Annotated in this window: 18 protein-coding genes; all 18 read left to right on the forward strand. The window is 50.5% G+C overall.

From position 1 onward, the window contains the following. Positions 1-45 precede the first annotated feature (45 nt). The 18 genes from WFJ73_RS24330 (at position 46) to WFJ73_RS24415 (ending at position 20964) form a co-directional block, all read left to right on the forward strand. Complete coding sequence (locus tag WFJ73_RS24330; RefSeq protein ID WP_336775542.1) at positions 46-1515, forward strand: glycoside hydrolase family 32 protein; 1470 nt, start codon at positions 46-48, stop codon at positions 1513-1515. A gap of 40 nt (positions 1516-1555) precedes the next feature. Continuing rightward, positions 1556-2509 carry a carbohydrate kinase family protein gene (locus WFJ73_RS24335; RefSeq protein ID WP_336775543.1) on the forward strand — a complete coding sequence of 318 codons (954 nt, stop codon included), beginning with the start codon at positions 1556-1558 and terminating at the stop codon, positions 2507-2509. Between the two features lie 198 nt (positions 2510-2707). Then, on the forward strand, positions 2708-3130 hold the full coding sequence (locus WFJ73_RS24340; RefSeq protein ID WP_336775544.1) for a hypothetical protein: 423 nt from the start codon (positions 2708-2710) through the stop codon (positions 3128-3130). Next, positions 3127-3792 carry a hypothetical protein gene (locus WFJ73_RS24345; protein WP_336775545.1) on the forward strand — a complete coding sequence of 222 codons (666 nt, stop codon included), beginning with the start codon at positions 3127-3129 and terminating at the stop codon, positions 3790-3792. The genes WFJ73_RS24340 and WFJ73_RS24345 overlap by 4 nt, the downstream gene beginning before the upstream one ends. Positions 3793-3929: 137 nt before the next feature. Beyond that, complete coding sequence (locus WFJ73_RS24350; protein ID WP_336775546.1) at positions 3930-5480, forward strand: spore germination protein; 1551 nt, start codon at positions 3930-3932, stop codon at positions 5478-5480. Between the two features lie 15 nt (positions 5481-5495). Next, positions 5496-6680, forward strand: coding sequence for a Ger(x)C family spore germination protein (locus tag WFJ73_RS24355; protein WP_336775547.1), 1185 nt, complete (start codon positions 5496-5498; stop codon positions 6678-6680). A gap of 22 nt (positions 6681-6702) precedes the next feature. Continuing rightward, positions 6703-6927: a hypothetical protein gene (locus WFJ73_RS24360; protein WP_336775548.1), complete on the forward strand. Its 225-nt coding sequence runs from the start codon at positions 6703-6705 to the stop codon at positions 6925-6927. A gap of 21 nt (positions 6928-6948) precedes the next feature. Further along, on the forward strand, positions 6949-8100 hold the full coding sequence (locus WFJ73_RS24365) for a GerAB/ArcD/ProY family transporter (protein ID WP_336775549.1): 1152 nt from the start codon (positions 6949-6951) through the stop codon (positions 8098-8100). Positions 8101-8205: 105 nt separating this feature from the next. Next, positions 8206-8997, forward strand: a complete 792-nt coding sequence (locus tag WFJ73_RS24370) for an NUDIX domain-containing protein (protein ID WP_317981163.1) — start codon at positions 8206-8208, stop codon at positions 8995-8997. Positions 8998-9078: 81 nt separating this feature from the next. Then, on the forward strand, positions 9079-10005 hold the full coding sequence (locus WFJ73_RS24375) for a hypothetical protein (RefSeq protein ID WP_336775550.1): 927 nt from the start codon (positions 9079-9081) through the stop codon (positions 10003-10005). A 26-nt stretch (positions 10006-10031) separates the two neighbouring features. Next, positions 10032-11531, forward strand: a complete 1500-nt coding sequence (locus WFJ73_RS24380; protein WP_336775551.1) for a nicotinate phosphoribosyltransferase — start codon at positions 10032-10034, stop codon at positions 11529-11531. Beyond that, positions 11528-12154 (forward strand): nicotinate-nucleotide adenylyltransferase, encoded by a 627-nt coding sequence (gene nadD / locus WFJ73_RS24385; RefSeq protein ID WP_336775552.1) that lies wholly within the window; start codon positions 11528-11530, stop codon positions 12152-12154. The genes WFJ73_RS24380 and nadD overlap by 4 nt, the downstream gene beginning before the upstream one ends. Before the next feature lie 22 nt (positions 12155-12176). After that, on the forward strand, positions 12177-13007 hold the full coding sequence (nadE, locus tag WFJ73_RS24390) for an ammonia-dependent NAD(+) synthetase (RefSeq protein WP_336775553.1): 831 nt from the start codon (positions 12177-12179) through the stop codon (positions 13005-13007). Between the two features lie 198 nt (positions 13008-13205). Further along, positions 13206-14288, forward strand: a complete 1083-nt coding sequence (locus WFJ73_RS24395; RefSeq protein ID WP_336775554.1) for a LacI family DNA-binding transcriptional regulator — start codon at positions 13206-13208, stop codon at positions 14286-14288. A 260-nt stretch (positions 14289-14548) separates the two neighbouring features. Continuing rightward, a complete protein-coding gene (locus tag WFJ73_RS24400) occupies positions 14549-17326 on the forward strand; it encodes a beta-galactosidase (protein ID WP_336775555.1) in 2778 nt (925 codons plus the stop codon). Between the two features lie 51 nt (positions 17327-17377). After that, entirely contained in the window at positions 17378-18343 is a 966-nt protein-coding gene (locus WFJ73_RS24405; RefSeq protein ID WP_336775556.1) for an ABC transporter permease, read from the forward strand. Positions 18344-18354: 11 nt separating this feature from the next. Beyond that, entirely contained in the window at positions 18355-19269 is a 915-nt protein-coding gene (locus WFJ73_RS24410; protein ID WP_336775557.1) for a carbohydrate ABC transporter permease, read from the forward strand. A gap of 75 nt (positions 19270-19344) precedes the next feature. Next, positions 19345-20964, forward strand: a complete 1620-nt coding sequence (locus tag WFJ73_RS24415; RefSeq protein ID WP_336775558.1) for a DUF3502 domain-containing protein — start codon at positions 19345-19347, stop codon at positions 20962-20964. The last annotated feature ends 55 nt before the right edge of the window (positions 20965-21019 follow it).

A 21019-nucleotide genomic window follows, 5' to 3' on the forward strand; every position in this document is an offset into this window, starting at 1 on the left:
TTATAAATTCTTATGTGGTAAATTATCGCAAGGGTAGGATGGCATATGACACAGACTATAGAGTATACGAGAGAGCATGCTGACCGCTATATTCGGGAATCGAAGCCTCTGCTTCGCCCGGATTACAGGTTGAATTATCATCTTATGGCGGAGTTCGGCTGGATGAACGATCCCAATGGCTTTGTTCAGTACAACGACGAGTATCATTTGTTCTATCAGCATTATCCCTATCAGCCGGCATGGGGGCCGATGCATTGGGGGCATGCGGTGAGCAAGGATTTGATCAAGTGGGAATACCTGCCCGTAGCGCTTGCCCCGGATACGGATTTCGATAGCGGCGGATGTTTCTCCGGCAGTGCGGTGAGCAGAGACGGCAAGCTCTTCCTGATGTATACCGGCCATGTCGTAACCGGCCCGGATAAAGACAGCGATTACAAGCAGTCGCAGGGCATCGCGGTATCGGAGGACGGGGTAACCTTCAAGAAGCATCCGTTAAATCCGGTCATCGGCTACGATCAAATACCGGAGTGGGCGAGCCAGAAAGACTTCCGCGATCCGAAAGTATTCGAGCGGGACGGTTGTTATTACGTTGTGCTTGGTTCTAACGACGGCGCAGGCAACGGGCTGGTTCTCGTCTACCGGTCGGACGACCTGATGAATTGGACGTTCGTTGGGGAGCTGGCGCGAAGCGACGGCAGATTCGGCGATAACTGGGAATGTCCGGATCTGTTCGAGCTTGGCGGGAAAGAGGTATTCATGCTGTCCCCGCAGCGGATGCCGGCGCAAGGCGAGCAATACCGCAACCTGCATTCCACGATGACGGTTATCGGCGCATTCGATGGCAAGACCGGCAGGTTCGACATGGAGAAGAATGCGCAGGTGGACCACGGCTTTGATTTCTATGCGCCGCAATCCACGCTGGATGAGAAGGGGCGGCGCATCGTTATCGGCTGGATGGATATGTGGGAAACGGACATGCCGACGCAGAATGGCCACCATTGGGCGGGCGCCATGAGCTTGCCGCGGGAGGCTGTATTGGTTGGAGAACGGATTCTATACCGGCCGGTGGCAGAGATTGAGAACTATCGGCTCAATGCCTACTCGGAGACGGATATTCAGCTGAACGGAGTACGCGAGCTGCCTGTCGGCGGTGATTGCTATGAGCTCGAGGTTGTGTTCGAGGCGGAGCAAGCGGAGCAATTCGGATTGAAGCTGCGCGTCGGCGACGGCGAGGAGACGGTATTGTCTTATCACCCGGACGATCAGCTCCTGCGATTCAACCGCGACCGGTCCGGCATCGGTCCCGGAGGCGAGCGCCGCGCCCTGACTAGACTTGCGGACGGCAAGCTTGGATTGCGCATTTTCGTGGATAAAAGCTCGGTGGAAGTATTCGTCGGCGACGGCGAGATCGTCATGACGGGACGGATCTATCCCGGTGCGGCTTCTACGGGCATTCATCTGTTCGCAAACGGCGCCTGCCGGCTGGTTTCGCTTCGGAAGTGGGACATCAAGTAAGGTTAATGGGCAGAAGTTATATGGAGGAGGTAGTATGCAGGTGCGGACGGTATTTACGATTGGAGAAGCGTTAATCGATTTTATCCCCCATGAGAAAGGATGCGGCTTGAAGAAGGTGGACAGCTTCCGCAAGGCCGCGGGGGGCGCGCCTGCTAACGTGGCCTGCGCGGTCGCGAAGCTCGGCGGACGCAGCTCATTCATCGGCAAGGTCGGCGCCGACGCCTTCGGCGACTTTCTTGTGGAGACGATGGAGCAAGCGGGCGTTGATACACGTTATGTATTCCGGACGAACGAGGCGAATACCGCGCTGGCCTTCGTTAGTCTGCAGGCGGACGGAAACAGGGAGTTCTCCTTCTACCGACATCCAAGCGCGGACATGCTGCTGAGCGTTGCGGAAATCGGGAACGATTGGTTCGCCGAAGGCGACATCCTGCATTTCTGCTCCGTCGATTTAATCGAGGCACCGGTCAAATACGCGCACCGCAAAGCGATTGAGTCGGCCAAGGCCGCCGGCGCAATCGTCAGCTTCGATCCAAACGTACGGCTGCCGCTCTGGCCCGATCGGGAATCGTGCAGACAGACGATTCTGGAGTTCCTCCCGCTAAGCCATATCGTGAAAATAAGCGATGAGGAGCTTGCGTTCATTACAGGCCATGCCGACGAGCGGACCGCAATCGCCTCGTTGTTCGTCGGTGATGTGCAGCATGTCGTATACACGCGAGGACCGGAAGGGGCGGTCTGGTACGCGCGAGATTTTGCTGTATCGGTGCCGGGTCAACGGGTGACGGCGATCGATACGACGGGAGCGGGCGATGCCTTCGTCGGCTCGCTGCTGTCCCTCGTCGCGAAGCATCCGGAGTTTCTCGATCGTATTCGCGAAGAGTCGGCTCGCGGCATGCTGGCGTTTGCTAACCGAGCAGCAGCCATAACCGTAACGCGTTCCGGCGCAATCGATTCGCTGCCTGCGCTGGAAGAGATCGAGGATTTCGGTTAAGCAGAGTATCTATTCCCCCAGCCGGTACGCAGCCTTGACCGGATATTATAATAATTGAAGGACGCGCACGGGCCGATCGCCATGAACGATCAGCCCGTGCGTGTCTTTTTTTATAATTCCAGGCATGAAGCCAGCCTGAAGCAACATCTTACTCCCGAATCACGTTGTAGGTATAAGTGGATAAGGGAGGAATTTCTGGTGAAATTAGGCAAGACTCTATTGCTGCTTCTTGTTATATTACTAGCAGGCTGCGAAAACGGGAATAAGAATGGTTCGGAAACGCAGCAGGCAAAGGCGATAAGTAATCCACCAACAGAGACGACGCATAGTTCAGCCAGCTGGCCTTTCGCGCGGATGATCAAGTTCCAGGATAGAATCTATGTCGGGGTGGAAGAAAAGGTAGAGTCGGTCGAAGGGAAGCTGGGGGAGGTAAAACATCATTTGACTGAAGAAAGGTTTGAAGAGCCCGACGAATCCTCCAACTATTACAAGGAAGGAACCGCACTCTATCAGATTACAGGAGTACCCATAGAATCCGGAATTGCTGTTGAAACCGGACCCGGTCATTACGTCAAAGCCGTACCCGTGGAAGAGATATTAGGAGGAAGCCGTTCGAAATGAGCAATTGGTTAAGATGGGTAGTAACCCTTGTCATCGCCATCGCGGCGGGAACTTGGTATGGACTTCATCCAAGCGTCCCTCCAGTCGTATTTTACATTGGACTTTTTATCGTGGTTTTTGGGGTCAGCACGTTCCCCGTTGTCTATTTTACTTATTTCTCGAAAAATATGAACCGGGTAGAGAAGTTTATGCTGCGTTCATCCCATAAGCCTTATTATGCCGTTACTCTGGATTTGATAAATGGCCGGATCAAAGAAGCAGAGCAGAGAATTTCGCAGATTAAGCACGAACAGCAGCGTCTGGCCATGCAGATTTCGCTTGATTACGAGAAACAGAATTTTGCTGCCCTGCCGCGTCAAATAGAGAAAGTAAAACGGCCTGAAGCAAAGCTTTACTATACCGGGCTTATAGCTGTTATGGAAAATGACTGGGATAAGGTGGAGGCATGCAAAATTCAGATGAGAAGCAAAGCGCTCCGTTCGGTGCTTGATGCTGAAGCTGCTTTCAAAACCGGCAGGTATGACGACGCAAAGAAGCATGGCGACCAGGCGATTGCCGATTCGGCGGGCATGCAGTGTTACATCCTAATCAAAATGATAGGCAATCCCGCAGCGAGCAGCGCATCAGTTATTTTTAATTGCATCTTTTTATTGGACAGCTGAGGCTGTCTTTTTTTATTAATTGGAAAATTATGCACGTAGGAAGTTGTTGCGTGCTTTCTGCCCGCATCCAAGTTTAAACACCCTCCGAGAATGGTCATAATGGAAGGATAGACTTTCATCCTGGAGGTAGCTCGCTTATGCACCGGCAACTGTTCAACAATCGTTCGAGCTCCAAAAACAACCAAATGCTGCCCGAATACGCCAATATTCCGATTGACCCTGCGGTGGAAAATAACTTATTGCGGTTGAAACGCGACATGGGCGGCAGCGATGACCTCATTATGCGGAAGATTCACAACGAGGGAATAGATACGGCATCCGCGGCGGTTATCTATATCGACGGACTGTCTAACGCGATGGCTATTAATCAATACATTTATGATGTGCTTGACTATTCCTTGCCCCGCTATGACGGGGAGGATATGATGACGCTGGATGCAGGGGCGCTTGCCAAGAAGCTGCTGAACGGCATGGGACCAATCCGTACCGTATCTGATCTGGGCTCTCTTTACAAGAATCTGCTGTCCGGCGAAGCGATTATACTGCTGCGGGGACACCAGTACGCTTATTGTGCGGACATCCGGGAATGGAAGGGCCGGGACGTTACGGAATCAACAAACCAGACGTCTATTCGGGGGCCCCGGGAAAGCTTTACCGAGACGCTCCGAACCAATACTTCGCTCATTCGGCGGAAGATCAAGGATCCGCGCCTTTGGCTTGAAACGGTCACCATCGGTCATATGACCAAAACCGATGTGACGCTCATGTACATAAACGGGCTTGCGAAGCCGGATGTTCTTCAGTTGGTTCGGGATCGGTTAAGCAAGATTAAAATCGACGGTATTCTCGACAGCGGCTATATCGAGGAATTAATTGAGGATAACAAATGGTCGTTGTTCCCTACGGTATTTAATACCGAGCTTCCGGATAATGTTGCCGGCCAGCTGTTGGAAGGCAGAGTAGCCATACTTGTGGAGGGGACGCCTAACGTACTGATCGCGCCTACCCAGATGATTACCTTTTTTCAATCAACGGAGGATTATTACCAGCGTACCTTCTACGCAAGCTTATTGCGTATGTTACGCTTCGGAAGCGTCTTTATTTCGCTCCTGTTTCCATCGCTTTACATAGCAATCACGACGTTTCACCGCGATATGCTGCCGGCATCGCTCCTGATCTCCTTGGCAGCACAACGGGAAGGCGTGCCGTTTCCGGCTTTTTTCGAAGCGCTTATTATGGAGATTACGTTCGAGATCCTGCGGGAAGCGGGGCTTCGGATGCCGCGGGCTATTGGTCAAGCCGTGTCTGTCGTAGGTACTCTGGTTATCGGACAGGCGGCAGTGGAAGCGGGAATCGTGTCAGCGGCCATGGTTATTGTGGTATCCATTACCGCAATCTCTACGTTTACGCTTCCTGCTTACAGTATGTCGATTCCGGTACGAATTCTCCGTTTTGTCTTTATGGGGGTAGCGGCAAGCTTTGGCCTGTTTGGCATTATTATGGGCTTTTTTGTTCTTATGCTCCATCTGTGCGCATTGCGTTCCTTCGGCGAGCCGTTTATGTCTCCGCTGTCGCCTTTTCAAAAAAACGACATGCAGGACGCTTTAGTCCGCTTGCCAAGATGGCTCTCGTTCAAGCGTCCGGACACCTCCTTGGGAACCGACTCCAATAGAATCCGCAAAAGTTAGGAGGGAGGCAGCATCATGTTCTACAAATTCGCGATTTCGATGCTGTGCCTTCTGATGCTGACAGGCTGCTGGAGCAGAAGGGAGCTGAACGAGCTTCTGATCGTGCTTGGTGTTGGAGTGGATTGGGAGGACGGGCATTATCTCGTTTCGTACCAGGTTGTAAATCCAAGCGAGATCTCCAATCAGCAGAAAAGAGGAGACCGTCCGCCAAGCACTATATTTCAAGGAAGAGGAAGAACGTTGTTTGAGGCGGCTAGATCGGTTACGGCAGAAGCGCCGCGTAAAGTCTATATGGGGCATTTGCAGATCTACGTTATCGGAGAAGAAGCGGCTAGAAAAAAAGGCATTAACGAGTTAATAGACAGCGCTGCTCGTGATAATGAAACGCGAATGGATTTTAATATTATCGTTGCAAAAGGGTCCAAAGCAGAGGAAGTCCTGAAGCTGTATACGCCGGTGGAAAAGCTGCCGAGCTACAGCATGCAGCAGTCGCTGCAGACCTCCCAGAAGAATTGGGCGCCAACCATTGCCGTCACGCTGGATGAAGCGATAACCAAGCTCTCTTCGCAAGGGAGTGAGCTTGCTTTGACCGGCATAAGGGTCATCGGCAACCCTAAGGTAGGAGAAACCAAGCAAAATATAGAGAAATTTATGCCGCCAAGCCGATTCCGTTACTCAGGCATAGCAGCTTTTAAAGATGATAAGTTGATCGGCTGGCTGAATGAAAGGGAGAGCAGGGGCTATACCGATATTACGAATAATCTGGATAGTACTTCGATCGCTGTACCATGCGGGGAACAGCGATATTTAGGAATAGAAGTCACTTCTTCCGATTCCAAAATCAAAACAAAGGTTGTAAACGGAAATCCAGAGGCTGAAGTATCCATCCGAACAGAAGCAAATATCGTCGAGAGATCGTGTACGCACGTGGATTTATCGAACCCCGCAACGATCAAGGAGTTAGAGGGACAGACCAAAAAAGCCATCCAATCCAACGCGGAAGCAGCCGTTAACCACGCCAAGGATATGAAGGCGGATATTTTTGGCTTTGGCACTCAAATGGAGAAGGAACATCCGGCCTTCTGGTACAAAGTGAAGGATCAATGGCGCGATGAATATTTTCCGAAGCTTAAAGTGAGCTACAAGATTAAATTGTATATCCGGGAAACGGGTACAACCGAGAACAGTACGATCAGATAAATGCGGAGGAGGGGATCGGCAGATGGCATCACTATTTGGCGTCCTGGCTTTGGCCGCGGGTACCTTCTGGCTGGAAGCACGGGGACTAATCCGGCGGCGGCAATTCCGGGAGCTCGCGTTCTTCCTTGTCCTCCTTCTGATCGGAACGGCATTGTACAGTGCTCTGGTACTTCGATTAGAGCTCCCTAACCCTTTTTTATTGGTCAAATGGATGTACGGCTGGATAGGGATGGCGAAATCAACGTAGAGGAAAGGGGGAGGCAAGTCCGTGACGCCCAAATACATGAATGGAAAAATATCGGTCAGACAGTTTACGATTTTAATTATGATCGGATCGGTGGGCGATTCCATTCTAATCATGCCGACTATTACGGCTGCCTTCTCCAAGCAGGATGCCTGGCTGTCCATGCTGCTTGCTTTAATTGCCGGGCTTGCGACAGGCGGTCTGTTCGCGGCTATTGCCAATAAGCTTCAGCGGGTAAGTCTATATGAAGCGATCCGCCAAAGGCTGGGCGTATGGTTTGGAGGCTTCGTCTTCCTCCTCTTTCTCTTTTCCTCGTTTATGTGCATTCTGACGCTGCTAAGCGAGATGAGCCAATTCATGACGACGCAATTAATGCCGGAGACGCCGGTTAATGCCATTATCTTGGTTTATGCAGCAGTCATTATTATCGCTTACCGCTATGGCATTGAAGCTTACGCGAGAATGGGAGAACTGTTATTTCCTGCTATGATAGGGATGTTTGGTCTCCTAGTGCTCTTTCTGCTGCCGCAGATCGAGTGGGAGAATGTACGTCCGATTATGGTCCGGGGGATGCTTCCTGTTATTAATGGTGCACTACCTGCGTATTGTACAGGGTTTGTAGAAATGGCCGTACTGCTTATGCTTGTACCTTATGTGGAAGGCACCAGCAAGCTGACGAAGTCCATTCTGACGGGCTTTGCAGTAGGAGGCACGATCTTATTCCTTGTTGTTCTCCTCAGTGTGTTTGTTCTTGGGCCAAGTCTGATGGAGAGCAAATATTACCCGACCTTTGTGCTTGCCCAGAAAATTATGATTGGCCATTTCTTAGAGCGGATTGAGGCTGTGATGGCCTTTTTGTGGATCATTACGGTATTCTACAAAACGCTGATTCACTACTTTACGCTTACAACGGGTCTGGCACAGGCGTTCCGGCTGAAGGAGAGCAAAATGCTGACGATTCCTCTTGGCATGATTCTGCTCGTGTGCACGGTTGTCGGGACGCCTAATATCGTGACCTATAATCAAATTCTGACGGATTATTATCCGTGGTTTGACCTGACCTTTTTCCTTGTGCTGCCGGTCATTATGTTGATACTCTTGCTCGCGATCAAGAAAAAGCAGCGGAAGTCGCAGCTACCGCAAGGGCAGCAGCAACCGCAGCAGCAGCAAAATTAGGCCAATTATTTTCCAAAAAAACTCTTGTTCCTTCAGCGGGATCATGTTAATATGACACTATAAATAATAAAACATGAAATATGAAATATTATTGAGGTGACTGGAATGGCCCGTTACAACTCCGAAGAAGAAGTTCTCGCCCATTACGATCCGAAGAAATACCGGACACCGGATGGCTATACGAGCGATATAGCGGTATTTACGATCATTAGCGAGCCAATCGCGCCTAATAAGCCGCCGAAGCGGACGATGAAGCTGATGCTGATCCGCCGGGCACGGCATGACCGTGAAGGAAGTCCAAATATTGAAGGCGGGAAGTGGGCGCTGCCGGGAGGTTTTATCGACCCCGAGGAGGTTGCTTACGAAGCGGCGAAGCGCGAATTGTCCGAAGAGACCGGCGTCGAGGGAATTCATATCCGGCATTACGGGGTCTATGACAAGCTGGGCCGGGATAAGCGGGGATGGATCATCTCCAATGCCCATTACGCGATTGTGCCGGAGGATTATCTCGAGAAACGCAAGGCGGCCGACGATGCGGAGGAGGTGGCGCTCTTTACGATCGAGGAGATTAAAGAGCTGGAGCTTGCCTTTGACCATCGCGAAGTGATTGCGGATGCTTACGAAATGATCCGAAAGGATATGCTGCTCTCGACGGTTGCGCGCAGCTTCCTGCCGCAGGAATTTACGCTAAGCGAACTGCAAAGCGTGCTCTTAACCGTTACGGACAGCCCGAAGGTAGCGAAGTATTCGACATTCCGGAACCGTGCCGAACGCCTCCCGTTTATCGAAGTCGTTCGAATCGACGGCGAAGCCAAAACCACATCAAGAAACTCCAAGCGACCATCGATTTTGTACCGTTTCAAAGAGGGAGAACCTCTGGAGTCGATCTACTTCTAAAGGTATTGTCACAATACCTGTTCTTTTTAACTTTAATATTTCATAAAACATGAAATAAGGAATAAGAGGAGATGGCTAGCGATGACTTCGAATAATCAGCTTGTTACCCCGTTTGAGCGTTTGTTCCGGGAGGCCGAGATTGGCGGCAAAAGCAGCGCCACAATAAATGTTGTGCTGGAAGAAGCAGCAAAAGAGCAGCTGCCGCCAGCTGAAGAGGATCAAGAGAAAATCCTGCTGCTGGTTATTGATGAGCAGAACAGCTTCATTGAAGGCGGGGACTTGGGGGTTCCCGGGTCGGTACGGGACACCGCTCGGCTTGGAAAATTTATGTATCGAAATTTGCATAAAATCACACAAATCGCTCTGACCAAAGACGTCCATACGCCGCTGCAGATTTTTCATCCTTGCTGGTGGATTGACAGGAATGGCAAGCATCCCGCACCTGTAGAAACGGTCATTACGGTGGAGTCGGTCATAAATGGGGAGTGGACGCCGGTCTATTCGCCGGCGAGAAGCCTTGCGTATCTTCATGAGCTTATGGCGGGAGGGAAGAGAGAACTCCGGATCTGGCCTTACCACTGCCTGGAAGGAACAAACGGCGTGGAGTTCGAAAGCCAATTCATGAATCTCGTCTACTTCCACACGGTGACAAGAAGAAGCACGCCGGTTATTTTGGAAAAAGGGCAAGATCCGTTAAGCGAAATGTACGGCGCGTTCTATCGGGAGGATGGCGTGGCGAGCGACGCCAACCGGGCTTTTCTGGATAGCCTCACGGATTATCACAAAATTTATATCGCGGGTCAGGCACTCTCGCATTGCGTACTCGATACGCTGAAGCATATTTTGGAGCATCATGCCGAGAACCGTGCATTGACCGAAAGCATTCATCTGCTGACGGATTGCTCGAGCCCGATTCCGGGTACGGAAGCTTTGACGGATACGGCGATTAAGGAGCTAGTTAAGCGATACGGCATTCAGCTTGCTACGGCGGAAGGCCTGACGATTTAAGCATAAGCCTACGGAGGTAATGGGACATGGACAACGTACAGCAAATCAACAAATACGCGGACGACAGCCTTGCGCTGCACACGGACTTATACCAGGTTAATATGGTGGAGACTTATTGGGCGGAAGGAATGAGCGAACGTCGAGCGGTTTTCGAACTCTTTTTCCGCAAGCTGCCTTTCGGGAACGGCTATGCGATCTTTGCGGGACTGGAACGGATTATCGAGTATGTGCAAAGCTTCGGATTTACGGATTCGGACCTGGCCTACCTGCATGAAGAGCTTGGTTATGAAGAGGATTTCCTCGCTTACCTGAAGCAGCTTCGCTTTACCGGCAAAATTACCGCCATGCGCGAGGGAGAGCTTGTCTTCGGCAATGAAGCGATCCTCCGTGTGGAAGGCACGTTGGCTGAAGCCCAGTTTATCGAGACGGCGCTGCTTAATATCGTAAATTACCAGACGCTGATCGCGACCAAAGCCTCGAGAATCCGAAACGCGGTTGGAGATGCGCCGCTTCTCGAATTCGGCACGCGCCGCGCTCATGAAATGGACGCCGCTCTGTGGGGCTCGCGGGCTGCTATCATTGGCGGCTGCGATGCGACCTCGAACGTGCGCTGCGGCAAACGGTTTGGCGCTAAGGTATCGGGCACGCATGCTCATGCGATGGTGCAAGCGATGCTGGACGAATACGAAGCGTTCCTCCGTTATGCCAAGCGGCAGAAGCAGATGAACCGCAAATGCGTCTTCCTGATCGATACGTACGATACGCTCAAATCGGGCATTCATAACGCGATCAGAGTCGTGAAGGAGCTTGGCATCAAGGATTTGTTCGAAGGAGTCCGCCTTGATTCGGGCGACCTTGCTTATCTGTCGAAGGAAGTCCGCAAGCTGCTGAACAAAGCGGGTTTTAAGGAAACCCGGATTTATGCCTCGAATGATCTCGATGAATATACGGTCCTGAATTTGAAGTCGCAAGGCGCGGTTATCGATGCATGGGGGATCGGAACAAAGCTGATTACGGCGTATGATCAGCCGGCTTTAGGCGCAGTCTATAAAATTGTGGCGATCGAAGATGATCATGGAAAAATGGTCGATACGATCAAAATTTCGGGCAATCCCGAGAAAGTGACCACTCCGGGAAGGAAGAAGCTGTACCGGATCATTAATCTGGTGAACCACCGCTCGGAGGGCGATTATATCGCGCTGGAAGAGGAGAATCCGCAGGAGGAAGGACGCCTCAAGATGTTCCATCCGGTGTACACCTACATCAGCAAATTCGTAACGAATTACGAGGCGAGAGAGCTTCATGCGGATATTTTTGTAGACGGCAAGCTGGTCTACGAGATGCCTGAGCTTTATGAGGTGCAGGCTTTTGCCAAAGGAAATTTGGAGCTGCTCTGGGACGAATACAAGCGGAATCAGAATCCGGAGGATTATCCGGTTGATCTAAGCCAGCGCTGCTGGGACAACAAGATGAATCTCATCCATGCGATGAAGGAGAAAGCGGAAGGAGTGGCCAAAGAGACATGACGACAAAACCTCGGAAAATCGGCATCTACGGATCATCTTTCGACCCGATCACGAATGTGCATTTATGGACGGCTTCGACGGTGGCGCACCGCAAAAACCTGGATTTAGTGATCTTTCTGCCTTCCTCCAGCATGCGCCATGACAAGAAAACGAACACTAGCGACGAGCACAGGGTGAATATGATTAAGCTTGCGATTCAGGATAATCCGAAGTTTGTTTTCGATCCTTACGAGCTTACGGTTCTTGCGGGCATGCAATACACATTCCATACGATGAGGCATTTCCGCGAGCAATATCCGGAGGATGAGCTGTATTTTATTATGGGCGCCGATCTTCTGGTCGATATCGCGGACGGCAAATGGTCGCATGAGAAGGAATTGATTGAGGAAAATAAGTTTATCATAATGGCACGTAATGGAATCGACATGACGGAAGCGATCTCCCGTTCGCCGATTCTCCGCAATCATGACGACGGACGGTTCCAGCTGATGAGCAAAGGGCTTGCCATGGAGATCAGCTCGACCTACATTCGGGATGAATTCAGCCGGGGCGGGGAGCCGAAATATTTGCTGCCGGATTCGTGTTATGACTATATTAAGAAAAACAGCCTGTACCGTATTTAACGATTAAAGGAGGCGCTTGGCGATGACCTTGCAGCAGCAGATTATTGAGAAATTGGGAGTAAAACCGCAGATTGACGCACAGGAGGAAATCCGGAGAACGGTAGATTTTATTAAAGACTACGTCACCTTTGCGCGAAAAACCGCCTTGGTTCTTGGTATTTCGGGCGGACAGGATTCGACGCTTGCCGGCAAGCTTTGCCAAATGGCGATGAATGAATTAAACGACGAAGAGGGAGTAAAGACCTATCGTTTTATTCCCGTCCGGCTGCCTTACGGCAACCAAAAGGATGAGCAGGATGCGCAGGATGCGATTGCTTTTATCGGGGCGGAAGGCTTTATCACGATTAATATCAAGGCAGCCGTTGATGCCGGAGCATCGGAATACGAAGCCCGGACCGGGAAGAAGCTGAGCGATTTTACGAAGGGCAACCGGAAGGCAAGAGAGCGGATGATCGCGCAGTTCGAGATTGCGGCCGAGGAGAATGGGCTGGTTGTCGGAACGGACCATGCGGCTGAGGCGATCACGGGCTTTTATACGAAATTTGGCGACGGCGCGGCGGATCTGACTCCGTTATACCGTCTGAACAAACGTCAGGGAAGACAGATTCTGAAGGAGCTTAACTGCCCGGAGCATCTATACTTGAAGGCCCCTACCGCAGACCTTGAAGAGGATAAGCCGCAGCTTGCCGACGAAGTTGCTCTAGGTGTGACTTACGACGATATCGATAACTACCTGGAAGGCAAGGAAATTGGCGAAGACGAGCGGCAAAAGATCGAAAACTGGTATATTCGGACGATTCATAAACGGGAGCAGCCGGTGACCGTATTCGACCGTTGGTGGAAGAAGGTTTGACGAAAAATAAGAGCTTCAAGGCACGAAACCTACCCGGGCATTCACGAGAGTGACGGGTAGGTTTTTTGTCATGCTGAGCGGCGTTAAAGGTATAGGTCGTTAATACTAAATCCAAATAATCGCAAGAGATTGTTTTTATTTTTGAAAAAATCTGCTATTCTACTGGTGATCAGCTAATGGATTGGGGAGTGAGAACTTTTGAAACCGGTTACAGTGTATGATATTGCGAAGGAAGCGAATGTATCGGTTGCAACGGTATCGCGGGTCTTGAACAATACTGCCCCCGTAAAAAAGTCAACGAGAGATCGCATCGTAGAATTGATGAACAAGTACCAGTTTCAGCCTAATGCATTAGCTCGAAGCCTGTCCAAGAAGGAGACGGGGATGATCGGGATTGTTTTGCCGGACATCACCAATCCGTTCTTTCCGACCGTTCTGGCCGGGTTCGAGCAAGAGGCGAGAATCAAAGGCTACACGTTCTTTCTATGCGATACCGTCTCGACAAACGGGGACTCGAAGGAGCAATACGAGCGTGAATCGCAGTATCTAAGCCTGCTGATGGAGAAGCAGGTAGACGGCATCGTTATGATTGGCGGCCGGATCAACCTGGCTAGGCCTAGCGAGGCTATGGTGAGCGAAGTTGTTGATATCAGCAAGCGCGTCCCGACTTTGCTTATAAACGGCAATTTGCCCGGGCAAAACATTCATTCCGTTTGCGTTGACGAGCGGGAGGGGGCGGAGCTTGCCACGCAGCACCTAATCGATCTGGGTCATCGGGATATCGCGTTTGCCGGCGGCTATCAGAGCATGGCGAATACGCTTCAGCGTGTCCAAGGCTTTGTGAAGACGATGCAGAAAAATGGGCTTACGGTCCGGAAAGAATGGCTGCTGGACGGCGGCTTTACGGTAGAGAAGGGCAAGCTGTTCATGAATTATTTGCTTAGCCTGCCGGAGAGGCCTACTGCTGTGTTTTGCGCGAATGATCTAGTCGCTATCGGTGCTCTTAAAGCTGCCTATAATGCCGGCTTGCGGGTACCGGAGGATCTGTCTTTGGTTGGCTTTGACGATGTTCCGTACGCATCCAACAGTATTCCGGAGCTGACGACGGTGTCTCTTAAATGCTATGACATCGGGAAATATGCGGCCGAGCAGCTGCATAAGATGATTACCAAAACAAAGGTAAGCAGGAAGGCGAAACTGAGACCTGAGTTGGTCATTCGGGAATCTACGGCTCCGCCAATAGGCTCAAGGCTAAATGGGCCAAATGGAATATTTAGATAAATATTTCAAAAAACTTTCTTGACAACGCTTTCATGTCTGATTTAGAATCAAGGTGTCAAAGCAATACACGGTTCGAACAAAAATGAAACCCGTTTCAATGCAATCGGCTATCATCATATTATCCACATGAAATGCACGTAAGAATACCGTAAATATGACAGTTAATGTTGTTTCGGATCGAATGTGTATTTTATTTTTATGAAAAAATGAAACGGGTTTCATGAAACGGGATACATGTTACCGATCGGGGGTCGTCTAGAATGGGTTTGGATACACAGGCGATATCGGCAGTACAGTTCGAGGCCGATGCAGTTCGTATACACGGAGAACCCAAGCTGCTCTTAAGCGCTTCGCTCTTTTACTTCCGGATTCCGAGGCTGCTGTGGAAGGAACGGATGGAGCAGCTGAAAGCTTATGGCTATAACAGTATCGATGTATACTTCCCTTGGAACTATCATGAACGGCGGGAAGGCGAATGGGACTTCTGCGGAGAGCGTGATGTCGAAGCCTTCCTTGAAGCGGCAAGAGATGCGGGGTTATGGGTGATCGCAAGACCGGGACCTTACATTTGTTCCGAATGGGACGGAGGCGCGCTTCCCGCATATTTGCTGGCACAAGGAATAGAAATTCGGCAGAATGATCCGGTATTTCTATCCCGGGTAGCTGCCTGGTTCGACCGTATTATCCCTCTTCTTAAAGCCTACCAGGCTGACGAAGGCGGAACGGTTATCGCGGTGCAGCTGGATAACGAGCTCGACTTCTATGATTGCATGGATCCGAAAGGGTATATCGGCGCATTAAGAGATTTGGTACTGGCGCATGGGATATCGGTTCCGCTGTTCGCCTGCGCCGGTCAAGGCGGCTTGCTTCAAGCAGCAGGAATTGCAGAGGGAGTAGCCCCAACCTGCAACTTCTATCCGAATGACCGGGATCCCGAATTCGAGCAGAAGGTGCTCCATTACGGCGGGCTTATGGAGGAGCTTGGCTATCCTCTCCTCGTAACCGAAACAAACCGCGCGCATTATCTGCTTCGCCGATTGCTCGGCTGCGGCGCTAAGCTACTGGGACCTTACCTTCAGGTATCGGGTACGGATTTTGGTTTTACGAACGCCACGAACAATTGGGGTAAGCCGCTTGCTTTTATGACGTCGGATTATGATTTTGGCGGAATGATCTCTCCGGAAGGACATATCCGGGAGGAAGCTTACGAAGGCAGGCTGCTCGGCAGACTAATCGAAGCTTACGGAAGCAAGCTGGCAGAAGCGAAAGCAACCGGAGCAGCGGATGAGAATCTCATTCTCACTGGCCAATGGAATAACATTGCCGGCCCGTATGCGCTCGATCTGAAGGACGGCGGCCAACTGTTGTTCCTGACGAATCTGGATGACGAGGATAAGGAACTTACGATAGCCGGTTCGGATTCGTTTGTCTTACGGGGAGGCCGATCGCTGGCTCTGCCGTATCAAGTTCCGTTAGCAGGCTGGGGATTGGAAGGGACACTGGAGCAATCAACAGCGGAGCTTTATTATGCGAAGCAGACGACAAGCCGCCGGGTACTTGCTTTCCATACCGAAAGCGCCGGTCAAATTCAGCTAAGCAGCGAAGAGATAGCTGCCGTTGAATCCGAGAACTGCGCGGCAGACATGCAGGACGGTCGGTTAAACATCAAGTTTGATGGAACATCGGATGCCGTATGCCGGATCAATACCCGCAGCGGAGACATTTTGACAATTGCGATCCATGATAGAGTAAAAGCGCTTTATATGGTTGAGATGGATGAAGAAGGATTATTGCACACCTGTTCATCAGATGTTCAACCTGCTGATAAAGAGCAAACGGAGGTCACCAATTGGCAGCTTAGCTCCTTGAACGGAGCAGAGCCGATGACCTTGCCAGAGTCAAGGCAATCGAGAACGGAAGCCGCATATCTGGAACAAAACGAGATTTATCGAGGATATAGCTGGTATGAAGCAGCTGTTTCGACTGATCGAGCGAATGCGGCGGAAGGTGTATTGATCCAAAACGGCAGCGACGTCATTTCGCTTTACGCGGATGGCCATTACGTTGGAACTACGGTTCCCGGCGGCAGCAGCAGCTACCTCCCGTTAAAAGAAGGGCTGACGCAAGGCAAGCTGGTTGCCCGAACGGAAATCTGGGGACATTCCAACTTCGATGATTCCAGGCTGCCGGGCTTAAAGCTTAACGCTTTAAAAGGCCTCACAGGCATGACGCTAGTAACAAGGCAGCATGAAATGAGCCGTAATTGGAGCGTGTACCGCGCAACGGACCGAACGATTCGGCCGGAACTTACGGCTGAAGCTGACCGGAAGCTGTGGCCGATTGTGAACTTGGGCGGCTGGTTATCGCCGGATCATCCCGCCTTCGAATATTACCGGAAAAGCTTTATTCCCGGAGAACAGGCAGACAGCTGGATCCTTCATTTCGAAGGGATGCAGTCGACGGCGAAGGTGTTTGTCGATGGGAAGTGGGCTGGAGATGTGGGACCATTTGATCCTTATCTTGACCTCTCCGGTCAGCTCACAGCTGGGCAGCCAGCAGAGCTTGCGATCTTCCTCGAGAGAGTAATTGGACTTCCTGCAGGAAGAAGAGCGGTCATGTATGAAGGAGTCAAGGCAGTGAACTGGGTGATCAGCGGGGCGGAAGAGCCCGAGCTATCGGCCCATGCGAATGCAGCTCGTTCACAGTCGCAGGTTACGGAGCTTCCCGTGCAGCTCGATGCTGGTCAGACGGCATGGCTGTACAGCACCATTCCGAATTCGGATAACGGCAAGGGTTGGCGCGCAGCGGTTTCCGGATCAGGACTTAAGCTGACGGTGTTTCTCGAAGGACAAATCGTTGGACGGATTTGGACATCCGGCGGAGAGGACCGGCCGGTAATTACCGGCGGCAATCCGCAGTCGGTTTACTTGCCGGGCGTTTGGTTTAACAAGAAGGAAGGCGAGCTTGCTATCCTCTTGGAAGCAGTAGATCTAGCAGCGCCTTGCAGGCTGGATGCCATCAGGCTTCAACCGGTCTAGCCGAACGCAAAAGGCTGGAAATTAATTAGTAATTGGTAAGGAGGTCTTCACATGGAAAAGGTTATACAACCAGCCATCAAGAGCAAGCCGCGTACGGAAAGCTCAGGCAGGCTGAGACGATTCTGGAACAATAAAACTTTGCTTCTGATGTGTTTGCCGGCAATTGCATTCTTTATTGTATTTGCTTATCTGCCGATGCCAGGCGTGTATCTGGCGTTCATTCAGTACAATTACGCGGACGGCATATTCAAAAGTCCGTTTGTTGCCTTCGACAACTTCCGCTTCCTCGTTATGAATGGCGACCTGTGGCGGCTGACTTTTAATACCGTAGCTTATAACGTTGCTTTTATCTTGCTGGGGAATTTGCTGCAAATATTCGTAGCTATCCTGCTTAACGAGCTGCGCCGCAAATGGTTTAAGAAAGTAGCTCAAACCTTATTGTTCCTCCCGCACTTTATCTCGGCCGTATTGATCGGTCTGATCGCTTACAACATTCTGAGCTATGATTACGGCCTGCTGAACCATGTACTTGCATCTATCGGCATGGATCCGGTTAAAGTCTACTCCAATTCTCATGTATGGCCATTCATTATCGTAATAACCTACTTATGGCAGTCAACGGGTTATGGCTCTATCGTATACTTCGCAGCTATCATGGGTCTTGATAATGAGATCATTGAAGCTTCCGAAATCGATGGTGCAAACGCTTTCCAACGGATTATCTACATCGTTATCCCATGGCTTAAGCCAACGTTCATTATTTTGTTGCTGTTCTCGCTTGGCGGCATTATGAAAGGCAACTTCGGTTTGTTCTACAACTTGGTTGGAGCAAACAATACGGCATTGTACTCGTCGACGGATATTATCGAAACTTACGTATTCCGTTCGCTTATGACGAACTTCAACTTCTCTATCGGTAGTGCGGTTAGCTTATATCAATCGGTGTTCGGCTTCGTGATCGTTATAACGGCCAACTGGCTCGTTAAAAAGGCGTCGCCAGAAAACTCGTTATTCTAGGGGGTGCTGACATGGAAGAGAATATCGTAGAATCCAGAAGCATTCGGACAGATGCGAGCGAAGTCGTCGTCAGAACATTTGGTTACGTCGTGATTTCCATCTTTGCGCTTTGCTGTTTGCTGCCATTCCTTCTCATCTTGGGTACATCGTTTACTTCGGAGTCGGCTATCAAGAAATTTGGCTTTAACTTCTGGCCGAAGGAATTTAGTACCTTTGCTTACAAAATCGTATTCGAGAATCCTGATATCATCGTCGGTTCTTATATTGTAACGATTCTGCTTACCGTGGCTGGTACGGCTATTGGCTTGTTCCTTGTAGCGATGACCGGTTATGCGCTGCAACGCCCGGACTTTGGTTACCGGAACGGCATCTCGTTCTTTATCTACTTCACGACTTTGTTCTCCGGCGGCCTTGTACCTTTCTACCTGCTTGTGACGCAATATTTGAGCCTGAAGGACAATTATTTGGCCGTCTTGCTGCCAGGGCTTCTCAGCCCGTTCCTGATCATTATGATGAAAAGCTTTGTTCGCTCCATCCCGCATGCCATTACGGAATCGGCAAAAATCGACGGAGCAGGGGACTTTACGATTTTCCTGCGGCTGATCTTGCCGATGACGACACCGGCTCTTGCAACAATCGGTTTGTTTATCGCGCTTGGTTACTGGAATGAATGGTATAACTCGATGCTGTTCCTGTCGCCGAATATGGAATACCGTCCACTCCAGCTCTTCCTATATAACGTCGTTACTAGCGCCGACTTTGTCCGCAACTCTGCAGCAGCCTCCAACGTCTCGCTTCGGGATGTGCCGCTTGAGTCCATGAAGATGGCAACGGCCGTTGTTGCAACTGGACCTGTCATTATGTTCTATCCTTTCGTGCAACGTTACTTCATTAAAGGTATTACCGTAGGTGCAGTTAAAGGTTGATGTGCCGAAGGCCAAAAAAAGCCTCTTCACATAACGGGCAAAGCCCAAATTATTAAAAACAAAGGGGAGACGTGCATGTTTAAGAAAAGTTCCGCAATCTTGCTCTCTATTTTGATGGCTTCCAGCTTGGCAGCCTGCTCCGGTAATAACAACAAAGATAATAAACCAGCAGACACAGCTAAACCAAGCAACAATGCAAGCACAAACACAGAAGGATCAACAAACACTGGCGGCGACGCTGCAGTTGATACTTCCAAGTTCGTCAAAATCACCTATATGGTGCTTGGTAACAAGCCGACTAACGGACAATTCGAAAAGGTGCTTGCTGAAGTTAACAAAATCATGAAGGAAAAAATCAATGCCGAGCTGGAATGGAAATGGATCGAATGGACGGACTGGCAGACGAAATACAACCTTGCGCTTGCTTCCGGCGAACCAGTCGATCTGATTACGATCGGTACAGACTGGCTTGATACATGGGGTAATGCTCAACGCGGCGCCTTCATGAACCTGGATGATCTGCTTCCAAAATACGCGCCTCAGACCTGGAATTCGATTCCGGAAAAAGATTGGTCTGAATCCAAATACAACGGTAAAATCGTCCTCATTCCTGAAGATCAATATACGCAATGGGTTAACCATGGCTTCTTCTACCGCGGTGACTGGGCGAAAGAAGCAGGCATTACAGAGCCAATTAAAGACTGGGAAGGCATTGGCAAATATCTTCAATACATTAAGGACAACAAGCCTGACGTAATTCCTTGGGATGCGGTTTCCGGAACAAGTACATTCGGCGGATTTGATACTTCCTACACGGATAACCTTGAGCTGCCAATCTCGACAGGTTACCTGCCGGTATTCACGACCAAATCGTATGACGAGAAATATACCGTTAACAGCCCTGTCTTCGAAGATACAATGGTGAAATACGCTACCATGATGAAAGAATGGGCAGACAAAGGCTTCTGGCGTGAAGACGTACTGAACAACAAAAACGATACCCGTGCATCGCTGCGTGCCGGCCTGACAGGTATGGATCAGCACCATACGCAAACCTTTGGCGGTCTCCGCGTTCAAATGGATAAAGACCAACCGGGTTCCGATCTGCAGATGTTCCCGTTTGCCCGCCAAGGCGGCAACAACCTGCTTGAGCTGTCCATCACTCACGGCGGTACTTCCGTTGGCGCACACAGCAAAAACCCTGAGCGCGCTCTGATGGCTTACGACCTGATCCGCAACGACGAGCAAATTTACCACCTGCTCAACTACGGTATTGAAGGCGTACAGTACGAAGTAAAAGACGGCAAACGTCAACAACCAGCTGGCTATGACGAAACAAAAGACGGCTTCTACTCCGACTTCTGGGGCGGCCGTGTCGACAAATTCGAGATTCCAAGCGTAACAACTTGGGATAAACTGGAAGAAACTTATTATGCTGAGTATGACAAAATCAAAAAACCTTATCCATACGGCCAATTCGTATTCGACAAAACGCCGGTTGAAGCCGAGCTGACAGCGATTACGCAAGTAACGGGCGAGATGGGTCCAGCTATCGCTTACGGTAAAGCAGGCGACCCTGTCAAAGCGGTTGAACAATTCCGCAGCAAGCTGAAAACAGCAGGCTACGATAAAGTTCTTGCCGAGCTGCAAAAACAAATGGATGCATTCAAAGCAAAAATGGAATCCGGTCAATAAGCGGTATAGGAAACCGGGATTCGACGCCAAGCGTCGGATCCCGGTTTTTGTCGCT

It is taken from the genome of Paenibacillus sp. MMO-58 (genome assembly GCF_037146255.1).
In the GTDB taxonomy this organism is placed as follows: Bacteria; Bacillota; Bacilli; order Paenibacillales; family Paenibacillaceae; genus Pristimantibacillus.

Bases quoted from the DNA above. Each gene is read 5' to 3' on its own strand.
- WFJ73_RS24415 (WP_336775558.1), top strand. From the start codon at position 19,345: ATGTTTAAGAAAAGTTCCGCAATCTTGCTCTCTATTTTGATGGCTTCC.
- WFJ73_RS24330 (WP_336775542.1), top strand. From the start codon at position 46: ATGACACAGACTATAGAGTATACGAGAGAGCATGCTGACCGCTATATT.
- WFJ73_RS24410 (WP_336775557.1), top strand. From the start codon at position 18,355: ATGGAAGAGAATATCGTAGAATCCAGAAGCATTCGGACAGATGCGAGC.
- WFJ73_RS24345 (WP_336775545.1), top strand. From the start codon at position 3,127: ATGAGCAATTGGTTAAGATGGGTAGTAACCCTTGTCATCGCCATCGCG.
- WFJ73_RS24400 (WP_336775555.1), top strand. From the start codon at position 14,549: ATGGGTTTGGATACACAGGCGATATCGGCAGTACAGTTCGAGGCCGAT.
- WFJ73_RS24405 (WP_336775556.1), top strand. From the start codon at position 17,378: ATGGAAAAGGTTATACAACCAGCCATCAAGAGCAAGCCGCGTACGGAA.
- WFJ73_RS24370 (WP_317981163.1), top strand. From the start codon at position 8,206: ATGGCCCGTTACAACTCCGAAGAAGAAGTTCTCGCCCATTACGATCCG.
- WFJ73_RS24350 (WP_336775546.1), top strand. From the start codon at position 3,930: ATGCACCGGCAACTGTTCAACAATCGTTCGAGCTCCAAAAACAACCAA.
- WFJ73_RS24360 (WP_336775548.1), top strand. From the start codon at position 6,703: ATGGCATCACTATTTGGCGTCCTGGCTTTGGCCGCGGGTACCTTCTGG.
- WFJ73_RS24355 (WP_336775547.1), top strand. From the start codon at position 5,496: ATGTTCTACAAATTCGCGATTTCGATGCTGTGCCTTCTGATGCTGACA.
- WFJ73_RS24375 (WP_336775550.1), top strand. From the start codon at position 9,079: ATGACTTCGAATAATCAGCTTGTTACCCCGTTTGAGCGTTTGTTCCGG.
- WFJ73_RS24380 (WP_336775551.1), top strand. From the start codon at position 10,032: ATGGACAACGTACAGCAAATCAACAAATACGCGGACGACAGCCTTGCG.
- nadD (WP_336775552.1), top strand. From the start codon at position 11,528: ATGACGACAAAACCTCGGAAAATCGGCATCTACGGATCATCTTTCGAC.
- nadE (WP_336775553.1), top strand. From the start codon at position 12,177: ATGACCTTGCAGCAGCAGATTATTGAGAAATTGGGAGTAAAACCGCAG.